The sequence below is a fragment of the Arthrobacter sp. sptzw32 genome, from assembly GCF_059089735.1.
In genome coordinates this window covers 690840-708709 of the sequence record NZ_JBNHEZ010000001.1, presented here as the reverse complement: position 1 = coordinate 708709, position 17870 = coordinate 690840, and the positions used below count along the sequence as shown (strand labels likewise).

At 66.2% G+C, this 17870-nt stretch carries 16 protein-coding genes; 2 read left to right on the top strand and 14 right to left on the bottom strand.

Annotated features, from left to right (window positions below; all coding sequences use genetic code 11):
- Window positions 1-67 precede the first annotated feature (67 nt).
- The 10 genes from rplS to ffh form a co-directional block, all read right to left on the bottom strand.
- Entirely contained in the window at window positions 68-427 is a 360-nt protein-coding gene (gene rplS / locus AC5RVN_RS03390) for a 50S ribosomal protein L19 (protein WP_494039951.1), read from the bottom strand.
- 259 nt (window positions 428-686) lie between these two features.
- Window positions 687-1499, bottom strand: coding sequence for a tRNA (guanosine(37)-N1)-methyltransferase TrmD (gene trmD, locus AC5RVN_RS03385; RefSeq protein ID WP_494137073.1), 813 nt, complete (start codon window positions 1497-1499; stop codon window positions 687-689).
- Window positions 1500-2045, bottom strand: coding sequence for a ribosome maturation factor RimM (rimM, locus tag AC5RVN_RS03380; RefSeq protein WP_494137072.1), 546 nt, complete (start codon window positions 2043-2045; stop codon window positions 1500-1502).
- A gap of 102 nt (window positions 2046-2147) precedes the next feature.
- Window positions 2148-2390: an RNA-binding protein gene (locus AC5RVN_RS03375; protein ID WP_013601399.1), complete on the bottom strand. Its 243-nt coding sequence runs from the start codon at window positions 2388-2390 to the stop codon at window positions 2148-2150.
- 1 nt (window position 2391) lies between these two features.
- Window positions 2392-2808 (bottom strand): 30S ribosomal protein S16, encoded by a 417-nt coding sequence (gene rpsP / locus AC5RVN_RS03370; protein ID WP_494039954.1) that lies wholly within the window; start codon window positions 2806-2808, stop codon window positions 2392-2394.
- Window positions 2809-3011: 203 nt separating this feature from the next.
- A complete protein-coding gene (locus AC5RVN_RS03365) occupies window positions 3012-3452 on the bottom strand; it encodes a hypothetical protein (RefSeq protein WP_494106402.1) in 441 nt (146 codons plus the stop codon).
- A 131-nt stretch (window positions 3453-3583) separates the two neighbouring features.
- The gene (locus AC5RVN_RS03360; protein WP_494039955.1) at window positions 3584-4459 is read right to left on the bottom strand and encodes a VOC family protein; all 876 of its coding nucleotides are present in this window, start codon (window positions 4457-4459) and stop codon (window positions 3584-3586) included.
- Window positions 4460-4562: 103 nt separating this feature from the next.
- Window positions 4563-5645 carry an amidohydrolase family protein gene (locus tag AC5RVN_RS03355; RefSeq protein WP_494106306.1) on the bottom strand — a complete coding sequence of 361 codons (1083 nt, stop codon included), beginning with the start codon at window positions 5643-5645 and terminating at the stop codon, window positions 4563-4565.
- Window positions 5646-5725: 80 nt separating this feature from the next.
- Window positions 5726-6460 carry an alpha/beta hydrolase gene (locus AC5RVN_RS03350; RefSeq protein ID WP_494039957.1) on the bottom strand — a complete coding sequence of 245 codons (735 nt, stop codon included), beginning with the start codon at window positions 6458-6460 and terminating at the stop codon, window positions 5726-5728.
- Window positions 6461-6562: 102 nt separating this feature from the next.
- Window positions 6563-8146 carry a signal recognition particle protein gene (gene ffh / locus AC5RVN_RS03345; RefSeq protein ID WP_494039958.1) on the bottom strand — a complete coding sequence of 528 codons (1584 nt, stop codon included), beginning with the start codon at window positions 8144-8146 and terminating at the stop codon, window positions 6563-6565.
- 84 nt (window positions 8147-8230) lie between these two features.
- On the opposite strand from ffh, the gene AC5RVN_RS03340 reads away from it, so the two are divergent.
- Entirely contained in the window at window positions 8231-9634 is a 1404-nt protein-coding gene (locus AC5RVN_RS03340; protein ID WP_494039959.1) for a glucose-6-phosphate dehydrogenase, read from the top strand.
- Between the two features lie 128 nt (window positions 9635-9762).
- Here the strand turns inward: AC5RVN_RS03340 and AC5RVN_RS03335 are convergent, their stop codons facing one another.
- Both AC5RVN_RS03335 and AC5RVN_RS03330 read right to left on the bottom strand, forming a co-directional pair.
- On the bottom strand, window positions 9763-10101 hold the full coding sequence (locus AC5RVN_RS03335; RefSeq protein WP_050687078.1) for a P-II family nitrogen regulator: 339 nt from the start codon (window positions 10099-10101) through the stop codon (window positions 9763-9765).
- Window positions 10098-11459, bottom strand: coding sequence for an ammonium transporter (locus tag AC5RVN_RS03330; protein WP_494039960.1), 1362 nt, complete (start codon window positions 11457-11459; stop codon window positions 10098-10100). Before AC5RVN_RS03330 ends, AC5RVN_RS03335 begins: the two co-directional genes overlap by 4 nt.
- Before the next feature lie 226 nt (window positions 11460-11685).
- On the opposite strand from AC5RVN_RS03330, the gene AC5RVN_RS03325 reads away from it, so the two are divergent.
- Entirely contained in the window at window positions 11686-12948 is a 1263-nt protein-coding gene (locus tag AC5RVN_RS03325; protein ID WP_494137071.1) for an MFS transporter, read from the top strand.
- On the opposite strand, the gene ftsY is transcribed toward AC5RVN_RS03325, so the two are convergent.
- Window positions 12945-14153, bottom strand: coding sequence for a signal recognition particle-docking protein FtsY (ftsY, locus tag AC5RVN_RS03320; protein ID WP_494137070.1), 1209 nt, complete (start codon window positions 14151-14153; stop codon window positions 12945-12947). The two genes, AC5RVN_RS03325 and ftsY, sit on opposite strands and share 4 nt — an antisense overlap.
- A 70-nt stretch (window positions 14154-14223) precedes the next feature.
- Complete coding sequence (smc, locus tag AC5RVN_RS03315; protein ID WP_494137069.1) at window positions 14224-17811, bottom strand: chromosome segregation protein SMC; 3588 nt, start codon at window positions 17809-17811, stop codon at window positions 14224-14226.
- Window positions 17812-17870: the final 59 nt, after the last annotated feature.

Here is a 17870-nt window from a genome sequence, read left to right as displayed (position 1 = left end):
GCTGGTGCATGGCTCCGGCGCTGGCCGGATACGGCTGCGGCCCTGCCTTTGTAGGTCCGCGAAGGACTTACTTGGCGGTGCTGAAGTCGCGCTTTTCCTTGATCTTCGCAGCCTTACCGCGCAGTGCGCGCATGTAGTAAAGCTTGGCGCGGCGCACGTCACCCTTGGTGACGAGTTCGATCTTTTCGATGATCGGGGAGTGTACCGGGAAGGTACGCTCCACGCCGACGCCGAAGGAAACCTTGCGGACCGTGAAGGTCTCGCGGACGCCGTTGCCCTGGCGGCCCAGGACGAAGCCCTGGAATACCTGGACACGGGTGTTCTTGCCTTCGATGATGTTCACGTGGACCTTGAGGGTGTCACCCGCGCGGAACTCGGGAACATCGGTGCGCAGCGAAGCTGCATCTACGGAATCGAGAATATGCATGATTTGCACTCCTGGTGAACGCCACGGGTCATTCACTTTGGGTCACGGCAGTCAAGCCCGGACGCTTTGCAGCGCTGCCGGAAATTACTGCCGAAAGGTAGGTCCGCCCCCTTGCACTGATTGAAGAGGACAGTTGTCTTAGCTGTTGGTTGCGCTCCCCCTGTGGCAGGTGCGGACCCAGCAGACACAAGGACCAATTTTGCCACACTCCGCCGGGTACGGCTAATTGACGCAGCCTTCCGGCGGAGCCGGTCCCCGATCAATCCGCGTGTTCACCCGGCGCGTCCGGGCGGCGCACCAGCCGGCCGCCGACGACGTCGTACCCCAGTTCCTGCAGCGCGGCGCGGTCCGTGCGGGGCAGCTTCCCGGCGTCGAACGTTTCGAGCAGGTCCGGGCGGCGCTCCGCCGTCCGTCGGAACTGCTCGCTGCGGCGCCACTGGGCGATCTTCCCGTGGTTGCCGCTGAGGAGCACGGCCGGCACCACACGATCCCGCCAGACGGAAGGCTTGGTGTAGACCGGGTATTCCAGCAGCCCGTCCGAGTGGGATTCCTCCACCAGCGACTCGGGGTTGCCCACGACGCCCGGCAGGAGCCGGCCAATGGCCTCTACCATGGCCAGTACGGCGACCTCGCCGCCGTTCAGGACGTAGTCGCCCAGGCTGACGGGGCGCACGGTGAAATGCTCCCGGGACCACTCGATGACCCTCTCATCAATGCCCTCGTAGCGTCCGCAGGCAAACGTGAGGTGTTCCTCCCCGGCCAGTTCGTAGGCCAGGGCCTGCGTAAACCGCTCTCCGGCGGGCGAGGGAACAATCAGGACCGGCTTCCCGGCGGCTTCCGGACGGTCAGCGGCTACGGAGGACAGTGCCTGCGCCCAGGGTTCCGGCTTCATCACCATTCCGGCGCCGCCACCGTAGGGTGTGTCGTCCACCGTCCGGTGCCTGTCCGTGGTGAAGGAGCGGAGATCGTGGACTCGGAGGTCCAGCAGCCCGTCCTGGCGCGCCTTGCCGATCAGCGACAGTTCCAGCGGCGCCAGGTACTCGGGAAAGATGCTGAAGACGTCGATCCGCATTTACGCTTTGCCTTCAGTTTCCGGCGCCGCGGTATCGTCCGAGTTGACTTTAAAGAGGCCGTCGGGCGGAGTGAGGAGGATGAACCCTTCCTCGATGTTGACCTCGGGCACGATCTGCTCGACGAACGGAATCAGAAGCTCTTTCCCATCCGGGGTGGTAACCATCAGGAGGTCCTGCACAGGCATGGTGTTAAGTGCCGTTATCTTGCCTACGACGCGGGAGCCGACGCGGGCCTCAAGTCCGACCAGTTCGTGCTCGTACCAGCCTTCGTCATCGTCCTCGTCGAGCTCTTCGGTTTCGATGAAGAGCTTGGCTCCGCGGAGCGTTTCGGCTTCATTCCGGGTTTCAATTTCGTCGAAACCCAGCAGGAGGATGTCCTTGTTCCAGCGGGCGCTGCTCACGGTGAGCGGGCCTGCGGACACCGGTTCGACCACAAATTCAGTACCGGGCACAAACCGGTCCTCAGGGGCGTCGGTCAGTACCTGGACCGTGACTTCGCCGCGGATGCCGTGGGGTTTGCCGATTCGTGCCACCTGGAGCTGCATGTGTTCCTCTGTCTTGAATGTGGTTGCGGTGTTCCGGGGAAAGCACTCCGGCCCCTCCACCGCTGGTGGAGGGGCCGGAGCAAAACTGGTGGTGCTGAGCGCTCAGCGGCGGCGGTCGGTGTCGACGACGTCGACCCTTACCGGTTCGCCGCCGGCCAGGGCTGCCACAACGGTGCGCAGTGCGCGTGCCGTGCGGCCCTGACGGCCGATCACCCGGCCGAGGTCGTCCTGGTGGACCCGCACCTCGAGGGTGTCCCCGCGGCGGTTGCTCTTCGAGCTGACCTTGACGTCATCCGGGGAATCGACGATCCCCCGGACCAGGTGTTCCAGCGCTTCTGCCAGCAACTTACTCAGCCTCGGTGGTCTCTGCCTCGGCCGGTGCCTCGGCTGCGTCAGACTTGGATGCCTTCTTGGTGATGGCTTCCGGGATGATCACGGAACCCTTTTCCGGAGCAACGAAGGCGTCCTTCGGAGCTTTGGTCTTCAGGGTGCCTTCCTGGCCCGGGAGGCCCTTGAACTTCTGCCAGTCACCGGTGATCTTGAGGATCGCGGCGACCTGCTCGGACGGCTGGGCGCCGACGGACAGCCAGTACTGGGCACGCTCGGAGTTGACCTCGATGTATGAGGGCTCTTCGGTGGGGTGGTACTTGCCGATCTCCTCGATGGCGCGGCCGTCACGCTTGGTGCGTGAGTCCGCGACGACGATGCGGTAGTACGGTGCGCGCATTTTGCCAAAGCGCTTAAGGCGAATCTTTACGGCCACTTTTGTGGTCACTCCTGTTTCAGAAAGGGGTTGAACCCGGCGTTCTGCACCCGTGGGGCGGGCCGTACTTGCGAGTTCGAAGGACAGGATCCGGACGCGGAGAGAGGGGCCACGCGGATCGAGTACCTGTTTATTGTGCCAGATGAAGGCCGGGATTTCGACTTGGCGCCCCGCCTTCCGCTGCCCGGGATGCTTCGGGGGCGTCAGGAGGACCAGACGTACAGGCCGGTACGTTCCGTATCGTCGATTCCGCCGGCCAGTTTTGCCAGCTGCTGAACGTAACCGCGTGCCTCGTCTGCTCCAAACGGCATGTCGTCCTGGGCGGCCCACTGCTCGGCAACGTCGTCGAGGACGTTGCCCTCCCCCTCGGTTTCATAGGAGAGCAGGTCCGCCAGGGCACGGACCATGGCTGCGGGGACCGCCAGGAGCGAGTCGCTGGCCACATCCACCATGGTCAGCTCGTAATCAGCCCCGCCGGCGTGCACAGCAGTGCCCGCCAAGTCACCGAGCTGTTCCACTTCGAAATCGCTGATTCCCTGGATCCTGACGGCGTCGGCGGCAGGCGCCTGTCCGCCCTGGTCCAGGAGTGCGGCGCGCTTAAGCGCGCCATCGTGCGTGGCCACAAAGATTTCGGTGAAGCCCATGGGAATTGCCCTCATTCCGTCGACGGTACGGCCTTGGGGAGATCGGCATCCGCCGCCCCGGCCGTTCAGCTTCAGCCTATTACACAGCCCGCCGCTGCCCGGCGGCCGACCTGGGCGCGGGCACGCCGGCGTTAGTGGACCGCTACCCGGATGCGGTTGCGCCAGGGATCCTCGAACCGCAGTTCGGCGCCGGTGTGGTGCGCCGGCACGCCCGCGACCTTCAGCCTGTCAGCCAGCGCCCCGACGTCGTCGCCGGACGGCACCTCGATGAGCACCTCGCCGAGGCCGAGGGTGTCCTTGCGCGGGCCGGCACCACGGCTGTTCCAGACGTTCATGGCCATGTGGTGATGGTAGCGGCCGGCCGAGACGAACAACGCCTGCCCGTGCCAGCCGGCGGTTTTCTCGAACCCAAGGATTCCCACATAGAAGTCGCGCGCCGACTGGACGTCGCCCACCTGGAGGTGGACGTGGCCCACTCCCGCCGCGGAGCCGTGCTGGCGCTCAAGGGATTCCTCGGTGAGGTGCTGTTCCAGGTAGCGCTGCGGTGGCAGGGCCAGGCTGTCCATGACCACGTCCGTGCCGTTCCATGACCAGTTGCTCCGGGGCCGGTCCCAGTAAAGCTCTATGCCGTTGCCCTCGGGGTCGTTGAAGTAGAAGGCTTCGCTGACTAGGTGGTCGGCGCTGCCCGTGAAGGAGCGGGGTTCGAATTGGGCGGCAGTGGCGATGGTGGCCGCGAGGTCTGCCTGGTTTTCGAACAGCAGGGCGGTGTGGAAGAGGCCGGCCTCTCCCCTGCCCGGGAGGTTCAGCCCCGGCCCGGGCGCCAGGTGCACCAGGGGCTTTTGCAGCCGGCCCAAGTACAGCCCGCCGTCCTGTTCCGCGACCACCTCAAGCCCCAGGGCGCGCTGGTAGTAATCGGTCATCACCTTCATGTCCCCCACTTTGAGCATTACGGTGCCCATGGTGAGTTCGGCAGGAAGAAGATCCTGGGTAGCGGCTTCTGTAGTCATCAAATTCTCCCGGTCCTTGGGCCCTTGGGGTACGCAGGCCTTTGACTGTTAAAATTACTTGAAGCTTCAATTTATTCCAAGTGGTGAAGCCGAATACCCTGGATCAGCGAAGCACGCGGCCTCCCAGGACCACATGCGCGGGCGCGCTGATGGTCTCGGGTACCCTCCGCGGGTCCTCCCGGCACAGCACGACGTCGGCACGGGCCCCCTCCTGCAGCGCCTCGGCGCCCAGCCAGTTGCGTGCTCCCCAGCAGGCGGCATCAAGGGCGGCGGATATGGGCAGTCCCGCGTGGTGGAGGGCGAGGATTTCTTCGGCGATCCTGCCATGCCGGATAACGCTGCCGGCATCGGTGCCGGCGTAGAGTCGCACTCCCGCCTCATACGCTTCCAGCACCCGCTCAGCCCGGCGCTCCCACAATGTCCGCATGTGTGCGGCGTACCGGGGAAACTTGGGTTCCGCCTGCGCCGCGATGTCCGGAAACGCGGCGATGTTGATGAGGGTGGGGACGATGGGGACGCCCTGCTCCACGAACCGCGGGAGGTGGCGCGGCAGGAGGCCGGTGGCGTGTTCGATGCAGTCGATGCCTGCGTCCAGCATCTGGTCCAGGGTGTCTTCGGCGAAGCAATGGGCGGTAATCCGGGCGCCTTCGTCATGCACCGCCTGAACGGCGTCCCTGACGGCGGCGGCGGGAAACGACGGCGCGAGGTCGCCGGCCTCCCGGTCGATCCAGTCCCCCACAAGCTTGACCCAGCCGTCGCCGTCACGGGCCTGCTTCCGGACGGCTTCAACAAGGCCGTCCGGTTCCACTTCTTCAGCGAAGCCCCGCAGGTACCTCCGGGTCCGGGCAACATGCCTGCCGGCGCGGATCAGTACCGGCGCGTCGTGGCTGTCCTGAAGGAAGCGCGTGTCAGCCGGGGAGCCGGCGTCCCGGACCAGCAGTGTGCCTGCGTTCAGGTCGGTTCTGGCCTGTTCCGCGGCCGTCGCCGGGTCCACCGCGCCGCCGGGTCCCAGCCCGATGTGGCAGTGGGCGTCCACGAATCCGGGAAGCACCCAGCCGTCCAGGACTTGTTCCGGCTTCCCTGGCGGCCGGTGGAACGTGAGCCTTCCGTCCACGGACCACAGCCCGCGCTCCTGGCTGTCGGGACCAGTCAGGACGGTTCCAGTGAACTGGATGGTTTTTTCCATGCACATGCCTCTTTCCGTCCGGAAGCCCTTACCGGCCGCGGCCATGGGCTCCCGTACAACGCCGCGGGGTACCGGAACGCCTAGGAGGCCTGCGCCGACTGGACCCGGTTGACGCCGCTGATAAATGAGCGGATGATGCGGTCCCCTTCAAGGGAGTCGTGGGGCCGGTGCCCTCCCGCCGCCGTCCGGTGCAGGGCCCCGGTTTCCCGCAGGTAACCTGCGATCTCCTCGTAGAGCGGCTCCCATCCTCCGGTCAGGACGAGGGTGGGAACGCCCGGGACAATGTGCAGCGGGGCTTCCCAGGAGGGGGCCTGAAGCCGGAGCCGCCTGGCGGATCGCTTTTCCTCCGCCGTGGCCGGCTGCTGCAGGTCCGTGGCGTAGACCCTGCGGACGAATTCGCGCTGGAAGTCCTGGTCGCTCATCTGTTGCCGGACGTCGAACAGGGGCTGCATCAGCCCGATGTGCGCTGCCGTGGCCGGCAGCTCGGCCGTCAGTGACAGACAGGCGGGCTCAACCAAGGTGAGGGAAAAGACCAGGTCGGGCCGTTCCACGGCGGCCATCATGGCCGCGATGGCTCCCTGCGAATGTGCCACGACATGACCTCCGGCAGCACCCCTGCCGTCGTCAGCCAGGGACCGCAGCACAATGGCTGTGTCCTCTTCAAAAGAGGCCTGGACAGGCTCCGCCAGGGGGTCGTAGCCATGGCGGCGCAGGAACAGTGCGTCATAGGACAGTGCCATGCCGTGCTGGCGCGGCCAGGCAGCGGAGCCGAAGCTGCCGGCACCGTGCACGAACACTACCCTCTGCTTGAACATGACCCAACCCTATTCGACTCCGCCGACTTCACAGCCGGGCTTCGCCCGGTGTCGCTGTGAACCCTTCACAACGACCCTTGGCGCGGACTGGTTGCGGACGTGTTACTTGCCGAGGAACTTGTCAAAGCCCTTGGGCAGGTTCAACTGGGAAGGGTCGAAGTCGCCTCCCTGCTGGCCGAAGGCGGCTCCGGTGGGCAGTGCCTTGGCAGCGTTTGCGCGGCGGGCTTCGGCATCCTTACGCTCCTGCGCAGCCTTTGCAGGGTTGCCGGACTTGGCCTTTTTCTTGGGGGCGTTCTTTGCGTTCTTCCGCGCGCCGCCGCCCGCACCGGGCATGCCCGGCATCCCGGGCATGCCGGGCATCCCGCCCTGGGCCATCTTCTTCATCATCTTCTGGGCCTGCGCAAAACGCTCCAAAAGGCCGTTGACCTCTGAGACGTGCACACCGGAACCGCGGGCGATTCGGGCCCGGCGGGACCCGTTGATGATCTTGGGAGCCACGCGCTCGTGCGGCGTCATGGACCGGACAATGGCTTCGACACGGTCGATTTCGCGCTCGTCGAACTGCTCGAGCTGCTGGCGGATGTTCTGCGCGCCCGGCATCATCATGAGCATCTTCTTCATGGAGCCCATGTTGCGGATCTGCTGCATCTGGGCCAGGAAGTCGTCCAGGGTGAAGTCCTCCTGGTCGGCGAACTTCTTCGCCATCCTGGCGGCTTCGTCCTTGTCCCAGGACTTCTCGGCCTGCTCGATGAGCGTGAGGACATCACCCATATCGAGGATGCGGGAGGCCATCCGGTCCGGGTGGAAGAGTTCGAAGTCGTCCAGGCCCTCGCCGGTGGACGCAAACATCACGGGCTTGCCGGTGACCGACGCGACCGAGAGGGCGGCACCGCCGCGGGCGTCGCCGTCCAGCTTGGACAGCACGATGCCGGTGAAGTTGACGCCCTCATCGAAGGCGAGGGCCGTGTTGACGGCGTCCTGGCCGATCATGGCATCGATGACGAACAGGACTTCGTTGGGAACAATGGCGCGGCGGATCTGCCGTGCCTGCTCCATCATGTCCGCATCGACGCCCAGGCGGCCCGCGGTGTCCACGATGACGACGTCGTGAAGTTTCTGGCGTGCTTCCTCAACACCGGCGCGGGCCACCGCTACCGGATCCCCGGCAGGGTGCTCAAGCTCGGAGTACGTTGCTCCGGGGTGGGGCGCGAAGACGGGCACCTTGGCCCGCTCGCCAACCACCTGGAGCTGCGTGACGGCATTGGGGCGCTGCAGGTCACAGGCCACCAGCATGGGGCTGTGACCCTGGGCCTTCAGCCACTTGGACAGCTTGCCGGCGAGGGTGGTCTTGCCGGCGCCCTGGAGGCCGGCCAGCATGATGATGGTGGGGCCGTTCTTGGCCAGGCGGATGCGGCGTGTTTCGCCGCCCAGGATCTCCACCAGTTCCTCGTTGACGATCTTGACGATCTGCTGGCTGGGGTTCAGAGCACCGGAGACTTCGGCGCCGAGGGCGCGTTCGCGGACCCGGGCTGTGAATTCACGGACAACGGGGACGGCAACGTCGGCGTCCAGGAGGGCGCGGCGGATCTCGCGCACTGTGGCGTCAACATCGGCCTCAGTGAGGCGGCCCTTGCCGCGGAGATTTTTGAAGGTTGCTGTCAACCGGTCAGAGAGTGAATTGAACACGCGCCGTGCACTTCTTTCAGTGGATGATCGGGACTCGACTATCAAGGGTACCAACTCGGGCCCGCAAGGTGGCATGCTGGCAAAATGACGAGCCAAACAACAGTGAAAACCCTGCTCATCCTCGGCGCTTCCGGCGACCTTACCGGCCGGCTGCTCCTGCCCGGTCTGGCACGGCTGGTGGCAACGGGCCGCTCGGCCGGGCTCCGGCTCGTCGGGGCAGGGTCAGATCCCTGGACCCCGGAACAGTGGCGGGACAGGGTTCGGACGTCCTTTGCGGCCTCCGCCGAGTCCGCGGGCCCGGATGGCCTGCAGGCACTGGAGGACCTGGAAAAGGAGACGGTCTACCACCAGCTGGACGTCACGGCGGACGGGGCGCTGGCATCGCTGCTCGCTGCGCTGGACGGTCCCACTGCTATCTACTTCGCCCTGCCGCCCCGAATCAGCCAGCTTGCCTGCGAGGCACTCCGGCCCGGGCAGGTTCCGGCCGGAACGCGGCTGGTCATGGAAAAGCCTTTCGGCTCCAGCGAGGAATCAGCGCGCTCGCTGAACCAGACCCTGGTGCAGCTGGTACCGGAGGACCATATCCACCGGGTCGACCACTTCCTCGGCAAGGCAACGGTGCTGAACATCCTGGGCCTGCGTTTCGCCAACAACTTCCTCGAGCCGGTCTGGAACCGTCAGCACGTGGAAAAGGTGGAGATTATCTTCGACGAGGATCTCGCGCTGGAGGGCCGGGCGCGCTACTACGACGGCGCTGGCGCACTCCGGGACATGATCCAGAGCCACCTGCTCCAGATTATGGCTTTGATGGCAATGGAGCCGCCGTCGAGCATCAGTGAACGGGACCTGCGCGACGCCGTTTCCACGGTCCTGCGCGCCAGCAGCGTGCGCGCCCCCTATGCGGCTTCCACCCACAGGGCGCGCTACACAGCCGGAACCGTTGGCGGGAAGGAAGTGCCGGACTACGCCGGGGAGGAGGGTGTGGATGCTTCACGCGGCACCGAAACCCTGGCGCAGATCCAGGTGGGGATCGATAGCTGGCGCTGGAAGGGCGTTCCATTCATCCTGCGCTCCGGCAAGGCCATGGGCGCCAAGCGCAAGGAGGCCGTGGTGACGTTCCGGCCGGTCCCCCACCTTCCCCAGGGCTTTACGGGCGTGGACTCGCCAAACCAGCTGAGGATCGGCTTCGGGCCGGACACACTCCAGTTCGACGTCGATGTGAACGGTCCCGGCGACATCCTCAGCCTTAGCCGGATCACGTTGGAAGCCGAACTCAGCGCCTCTGCACTCCTGCCTTACGGTGAAGTGCTGGAGGGGGTGCTGGCCGGCGATCCGCTGCTTTCGGTCCGGGGTGATACGGCGGAGGACTGCTGGCGGATTGTCGAGCCGGTCCTGAAGGCATGGCAGGAGGGCACAGTTCCGCTGGAGGAGTACGACGCCGGATCGTCCGGGCCGGCGTCGTGGGCAGGTACCGCGCGGGCTGAGTAGGGCGGGAAGCCTGATCAGCTGGCCCCAGCGGGCTCCTAAGCGGAGGCGGGCAACAGAGAAGCGGGCAGGAAACCCTTAGGTTTCCTGCCCGCTTCCCTGTTGGTGCTTTAGCCGGGTTAGTTTCCGCCTCAGATGGCGGCGACTCCGCGTTCCCCGGTCCGGACCCGCACTGCCTCAAAGACGTCCATGGTCCAGACTTTGCCGTCCCCCGCCCGGCCCGTGTTCGAGCTCGCGATGATGACGTCCAGGATGTCATCGGCCTGCTCGTCGGTTGCAAGGACTTCCACCCGGATTTTCGGCAGGAGGTCGACGTTGTACTCGGCCCCCCGGTACACCTCGGTGTAGCCACGCTGCCGGCCGTAGCCGCTGGCCGCGCTGACCGTCAGGCCCTGCACGCCGTAGGACTCCAGGCCTTCCCGGATGGCTTCAAGCTTTTCCGGCCTGACGATTGCGGTGATCAGTTTCATGCCCCCACGCTTTCCTTGCCTGTTGCTGATTGGTTCTTCCGGTCGCCCGGCGTGGCTGCGGAAACCTCCGCGGCTTCCGGCTGGGTCTTGCCCGTGATCATGTCATGCAGCGGCTGGAAGGTGCCGCCGTGGCCGCCAACACCGAACTCGTAGGCAGTTTCGGCGTGCAGGCTGAGGTCCACACCCACCGTTTCCTGTTCCTGCGAGACCCGGAAACCCATGGTTTTGTGAATGGCCAGGGCGATGAGGGCGGTCAGGATTGCGGAGTAGGCGATGGCAATGCCGGCCGCCGCAAGCTGTGCCCACATCTGGGTCATGCCGCCGCCGTAGAAGAGGCCCCCGCCCACGCCGTCGGCGGGCAGTGCGATGAAGCCGAGGGCCACGGTGCCGATGATGCCGGAAACGAGGTGGACGCCGACGACGTCGAGCGAGTCGTCAAAGCCCCAGCGGAACTTCAGTCCCACCGCCAGGGCGGAGGCAACGCCTGCCACTACGCCGAGGCCGAGGGCGCCGACGGGGCTGACGTTGGCGCAGGCGGGGGTGATGGCCACCAGGCCGGCAACCACACCGGATGCTGCACCAAGGGAGGTGGGGTGTCCGTCACGGATGCGTTCGGTGACCAGCCAGCCGAGCATTGCGGCAGCCGGTGCTGCAAGGGTGTTGACCCAGATGAGGCCGCCCTGTTCAGCGGTAGCCGCGGCGCCGCCGTTGAAGCCGAACCAGCCGAACCACAGCATGGCAGCACCGAGCATCACGAACGGGATGTTGTGCGGGCGGTGGTTGGGATCCTTGCCGAAGCCCTTGCGGTTGCCGATGATGAGGACGAGTACCAGTGCTGCGACACCTGCGTTGATGTGGACCACGGTGCCGCCGGCGAAGTCGATGGCGGGGCCGAGGGCCTGGCCCACAGCGCCTTCGGGGCCGAAGAGACCGCCGCCCCAGACCATGTAGGCCAGGGGGCAGTAAACCAGGGTGACCCAAACGGGCACGAAAACGCTCCAGGCGCCGAATTTTGCCCGGTCGGCGATGGCGCCGCTGATCAGGGCGACAGTGATGATGGCGAACGTGGCAGCGTAGCCAATCTTGATCAGCCCATCAGGAGTGTCGATACCTTCGAGGCCGAAGGTGGCGAACGGGTTGCCGACGATCTGCAGGAATCCCTCGCCGGAGCTCATGGAGGCGCCCCAAAGGACCCAGACGACGCCCACCATGCCGATGGAAATGAAGCTCATCATCATCATGTTCAGCGCGGCCTTGGCTCGGGTCATGCCGCCGTAGAAAAATGCCAGACCCGGTGTCATGAGCAGCACGAGGGCTGCCGACACCATGATCCATACGTGACCTGGGGTTAGTTCCATGGCGCACGTCCTTCCTGATCGAATAATGCGGAGTCCTCCGCCTGCCAACGCCTTTTCGCGTCCTGTAATGAGTTTGTGCGCGCCGTGTTTCGCCCGCGGAGGATTTAGATTGCCGGGCTGTTACAACAACCTCTAGGAAGTAAATGGTTCATATCTGGCTTGTTACCGTTGTGTTTCATCGTTTTCGCCGGCACCCGGCACTCCAGACTGCAAGGATTTGCGCATCATGACGGCAGCACCCCGCGGAAGCGGCGCCACAGCCAGGGTCCGGGCCCGTTTCCGGCAGCAGCGGGACCGGTTACCCCGCGACATCAAGGTGATGCTCGTCGCCGCGTTCCTTATTGCGCTGGGGTTCGGGCTTGTTGCGCCCGTATTGCCGCAGTTTGCCACCACGTTTGGGGTGGGCAACACCGAAGCGTCGGTGATTGTGGCCATCTTCGCGTTCATGCGGCTCGTGTTTGCGCCGGCGGGCGGAAGTTTGATCGGCAAGCTGGGCGAGCGGCCGGTTTACGTCGCGGGGCTGCTGATCGTGGCGCTTTCCACGGCGGCGTGCGCGTTCGCCCAGGACTACTGGCAGCTGCTGCTCTTCCGTGGCCTCGGCGGTGCAGGGTCAGTCATGTTCACCGTGGCCTCCATGGCGCTGGTGATTCGGCTGGCGCCTCCGGAAAGCCGCGGCAGGGTGTCCGGCGCTTACGCCTCGGCGTTCCTCATCGGCAATGTCTGCGGTCCCATTGTGGGCGGATTGCTCGCAGGGTTCGGCCTCCGGGTACCTTTCCTGGCCTACGCCGCGGCCCTGGCAGTGGCCGCGCTTGTGGTCCAGACGCAGCTGAGCCACGAGCGCCGGGGAACCGCCGAGGCGGAGCAGCGGGATCCGGCGATGAAGCTGGGAGAGGCCCTGGGGACTGGAGCGTACCGCGCCGCCCTGGTGTCCAGCTTCGCCAACGGGTGGGCCACTTTCGGGGTCCGTATGGCCACCGTTCCGCTGTTTGCCGCCGCGGTCTTTGGGGCCGGACCCGAGGCAGCAGGGCTTGCCCTGGCGGTGTTCGCCGCGGGCAACGCCGCGGCGCTGACCTTCTCGGGCCGCCTGGCAGACAGCGTGGGGCGCAAGCCCATGATGGTCTCGGGCCTGTTTGTGGCTGCCGCGTCGACGGCCGGGATCGGCTTCGCCGGGGATCTGGCGTGGTTCCTGGCGGCTTCGGCGCTGGCCGGCGTCGGGTCCGGACTGTTCGGACCTGCCCAGCAGGCAGCGGTCGCCGATGTGATCGGCAACGGGAGGTCCGGCGGCAAGGTCCTGGCGGTCTACCAGATGACGTCCGACGTCGGCGCGATCGTTGGGCCGGTGCTGGCGGGCGTGCTTGCGGACCGGCTGGGCTACGGCTGGGCGTTCGGCGTGACGGGCGGCATCATGCTGGTTGCAGCCTGCACCTGGCTCGGCACCCGTGAGACCCTTAAGACCGCCAAGGCACCGGAGGCGGCTGACTCGCCCTAGTTAAGCAGGGCGTCAACGAATGCTTCCGCCTCGAACGGGGCAAGGTCGTCTGCACCTTCACCGAGTCCGATCAGCTTGACCGGAACACCAAGGCTCTTTTGGATGGCGACGACGATCCCGCCCTTGGCCGTACCGTCCAGCTTGGTCAGGACGATTCCGGTGATGTTGACCACCTCGGAGAACACGCGTGCCTGGTTCAGGCCGTTCTGGCCGGTGGTTGCGTCGAGCACCAGGAGGACCTCGTCCACCTCAGCCAGCTTTTCCACCACGCGCTTGACCTTGCCCAGTTCGTCCATCAGGCCCACCTTGTTTTGGAGGCGGCCCGCGGTGTCGATCATCACCACGTCGACTTCCTGGTCAATGCCTGCCTTCACGGCCTCGTAGGCCACCGACGCCGGGTCTGCGCCGTGAATGTCAGACTTCACCGTGGGAACACCCACACGCTGGCCCCAGGTTGCCAACTGCTCGGCGGCGGCAGCCCGGAAGGTATCCGCGGCGCCAAGGATGACGTCCTTGTCCTCAGCCACCAGCACGCGCGCGAGTTTGCCGACAGTAGTGGTCTTACCCACGCCGTTGACGCCGACAACCATCATGACGGCGGGCCTGTCGGCATGGCGCTGGACATTCAGGGTCCGGTCCATGGTGGGGTCGACAAGCTTGATGAGTTCTTCCCGGAGCAGCACCTTGACCTGTTCGGGGGTACGGGTGCCCAGCACCTTGACGCGCTCCCGGAGTGCGTCCACGAGCTGCATGGTAGGTTCGGTGCCAAGATCCGCCAGCAGGAGGGTTTCCTCGACTTCGTCCCAGACGTTTTCGTCGATCCTGTCACTGGAGAGCAGTGCCAGCAGTCCCTTGCCCATGACGTTGTTGGAGCGCACCAGCCGTCCGCGAAGGCGCACAAGCCTGCCGGCCACCGGCATTGGCGTGTCCACGGGAATGGCTTCCAGCCCGGCTGCATCATCGGGGACCGTGGTGGTATCAAGCCCCTCCAGGTCCACCCCGTCCGGCGCCCTGCGGTCCGTCGGCGCGGCCGGGCGGTCCTCAACGGCTGTGCTTCCGCTGCGGGGCAGGACAGGATCATTGGCGTCCCGGGTTCCGGGGTACCGGGTGATGTTTTTCCGCGTTTTGAGCAGGACCGGAATCAGTCCGCCAATAACCGCCAAGGCAGCAACAATGGACAGAATTATGGGGAGGATGTCGTTCACTCCCCTAGCTTCTCATAACGGGGCGGGCGTTACGGGCGGCGCAGACGCAGCTGAACGCCGTGCGTCCTGCCTACACCTCGGGGCCCAGGCGCTGGCTGATGACGGTGGAGACGCCGTCGCCCCTCATGGTCACACCATAGAGTGCATCCGCCACTTCCATGGTCCGCTTCTGGTGGGTGATGACAATGAGCTGGCTGGATTTCCGGAGTTCTTCGAAGATAGTGATGAGCCGGCCGAGGTTCGTGTCGTCCAGGGCCGCTTCCACTTCGTCCATCACGTAGAACGGTGACGGCCGTGCCTTGAAGATCGCCACCAGCAGGGCCACCGCGGTCAGCGAGCGCTCGCCGCCGGAGAGAAGCGAAAGCCGCTTGATTTTCTTTCCCGCAGGGCGGGCTTCGACTTCGATGCCGGTGGTAAGCATGTCGGAGGGATCGGTGAGCACCAGCCGTCCTTCTCCGCCGGGAAACAGCCGTGCGAATACGCTCACAAACTGCGCCTGGGTATCCTCGAAGGCTTCCGTGAAAACACGCTGGACGCGGTCATCCACTTCCTTGATGATGTCCAGGAGGTCCTTCCGGCTGGCTTTCAGGTCCTCCAGCTGGGTGCTGAGGAACTGGTGGCGCTCCTCAAGGGCGGCGAATTCCTCCAGTGCCAGGGGGTTAACCCTGCCCAGGCCGGCCAGGTCGCGTTCTGCTTTCCTGAGCCGCTTTTCCTGCTCCTCGCGGACATACGGCTTTCCCTCAATGATTTCCGCTCCGCTGGAATCCACCGGGGCCCGCAGCGCGGCCCACTTGTCGCCGCTTTCCCGGGCAGGGACCGGGACAGGAACCGCAGGCCCGTATTCCGCCACCAGGGCATCCGGGGTGATCCCCAGCTCCTCGATGGACCGTGTTTCCAGTGCTGCAATGCGGGCCCGTTGCTGTGTGCGGGCCAGCTCGTCGCGGTGGACATTGTCCGTCAGTTCGGCCAGCTCCCGCGCCAGGAAGTCATTGGCGGTCCGGATGTTCAGCAGTTCCTTGTCACGCTGTTCCCGGTTCTCTTCAGCGAGGTCGCGTTCATGCCGTGCCAGGTCCACGGACACGTCCATGTACCGCAGGGCCAGCTCTGCGGCGGCAGCTACGGCGGCAGCCCGTTTCGCCTGGGCACGGCGGCGGCGGGCCCGCTCTGCTGCTTCTTCCCGGGCGCGGCGCTCGGTGGCAGCGGCGCGTTCCAGCGATTCCACCCGGTTCCGGGTGGCGGCGAGCTGCTCTTCGGCGCTGCGCAGCGCCAGCCGGACCTCAACCTCGGCCGCCCGGGCGGCTGCGGCGGTCCTGGCGAGCGCATCCCGGTGTTCAGTGGAGGGCTCCTGCTCCAGCGGCGCCTCCTGTGCTGCGGCGAGCCGGGCGGTCACGGCGGTAAGCGCTTCCTGCTCGGCCACCACGTTTGCTTCTGCCCTTGCCAGCGACGCGGCCAGCCGGTCGCTCTCCCCCACCGCGCTGCGAAGTACGGAGTTGAGGTACCCCAGCCGTTCCGCTACCGCTGCCAGCCTGGCGTCGGATTCGTGCAGCCGGTCAAGGGCGGCGTCCGCCTGTTCCTGCGCCCCGACACGCCGGGCCTCAGCCGCGGCAAGGGCGAACCGGTTCCGCTCCAGCTCCGCGGTGACGGCTGCGAGCCGGCTGTCGGCGTCGTCCAGTGCAGCCTGGACCTCAAGGAGGGATGGCGCCTTCGCTGATCCGCCCGCGGCTGAAACCGCGGTGAAGACATCTCCCGCCCGCGTTACCGCGGTGGTGCCGGGGCGGGCAGCCACCAGCGCGGCGGCCGCCTGAGTGTCAGCGACAACGACGGCGGCGGCCAGCAGGTGCCTCACCGCGGCGGCTGCACGCCCGGCGTGCTGCACCAGTTCCACGGCCCGGCGGGCTCCTTCGGGCAGCGCCGGGAACCCGCCGGTCCCGGCCTCCCGGGCCGCACCTGCCAGTTCGAGCAGGAACGCGGCCCTCCCGGCGTCGTCGTCCTTGAGCAGTTGAACGGCCCGTGCTGCCGCCCCGGGGTCCCGTACGAGGACCGCCTCCGACGCTTCGCCCAGGGCGGCGGCTATTGCGGTTTCATAACCCGGTTCCACTGTCAGTTCCGCCGCGAGGGTTCCCAGTACCCCGGCCATTCCCGCCTTCAGGATGTGCGCTGCCCCGTCCTTCCTGTTCAGTCCGAGCTGCAGGGCATCCCGGCGCGCGGCCAGGGCGTCGCGCTTCCTAATTCCCTCGCTCACGGCGGCTTTGAGGCCTGCGATGTCCTGGAGCACTGCATCAAGGGCTGCCCCGGCGGCCTCGTACTCGGAGTCAAGGGATTCTTCCCCTTCTTCGACGCCCGCCACCTGGTTCTCCAGCGCCGTGAACTCGGACTGGGCCTTGGCCCGCCGTTCCATCCCGGCAGCCTGGGATTCCCGGAGCCGGCCCAGCTCGGCCTGCGCCGATTCGACGCGCGACCTTGCGGCAGAGACCTGTCCGGCGAGCCGTGCCAGTCCTTCACGCCTGTCAGCCGCTGCCCGGAGCACGGCGGTGAGGCGCTTGTCTTCGGCAAGGGCGGCCGACTCTGCCTCTGCCTTCGCTGCGCTGGAGGCTTCAAGGCTGCTGCGTTTATCCAAAATGTGGCGTTCGAGCTCGGCAAGTTCCCCGCGGACCCGGGCGGCCTGCCGCTCCAGTTGTTCCGGATCCCGGCCGGCTGGCGGGGGCTCGCTGGACCCGAGCAGGCGGCTTCGCTCCTGCGCGAGGGTTCCTAGGGCACGGAGCCGTTCACGGGCAGCGGTCAGCCGGTACCAGGTGTCCCTCGCCGCGTTCAGTTTCGGGGTTGCTTCCGCTGCCAGCTGCTCCAGGGCAGCCTGCTGCCGGCGCCCGGTTTCCAGTTCCTGCGCGACGGCGGTCCGCCGGGACTTCAGCGCGGCTTCGTCAGCAACGTCCTGCTCCAGTGCTTCCTGCAGCAGGACGAGCTCATCGGCGAGAAGCCGTGCCCGGGCGTCGCGGACGTCGAACTGGACGCGCTGGGCGCGGCGGGCCACCTCGGCCTGTTTGCCCAACGGGGTCAGCTGGCGGCGGATCTCCCCCGTGAGGTCCGTGAGGCGCTGCAGGTTCGCCTGCATGGCTTCGAGCTTGCGGACTGTCCGTTCCTTGCGGCGCCGGTGTTTCAGGATGCCTGCAGCTTCCTCAATGAACCCACGCCGGTCCTCAGGGGTGGCGTGCAGGACCCGGTCCAGCTGCCCCTGGCCCACGATGACGTGCATTTCCCGGCCCAGGCCGGAATCGGACAGGAGTTCCTGGATGTCGAGCAGCCGGCATCCCGCACCGTTGATGGCGTACTCGGAACCACCGGCGCGGAAGAGTGTCCGGGATATGGTGACTTCGCTGTATTCGATGGGCAGGGCGCCATCGGCGTTGTCGATGGTCAGCGAGACGTGGGCGCGCCCGAGCGGCGCCCTGCCGGAAGTACCGGCAAAAATGACGTCTTCCATCTTGCCGCCGCGCAGGGTCTTGGCACCTTGCTCCCCCATGACCCACGCCAGGGCGTCTACCACGTTGGACTTTCCGGAACCGTTAGGGCCCACCACGGCAGTGACGCCTGGTTCGAAGTTGAAGGTGGTGGCGGACGCAAAGGACTTGAACCCCCGAACGGTAAGGCTTTTGAGGTGCAAGGCTTTTGGATCTCCTGGATGGCTGGGACGGATGCTTCCCTGCACCAAATCTACTGCTT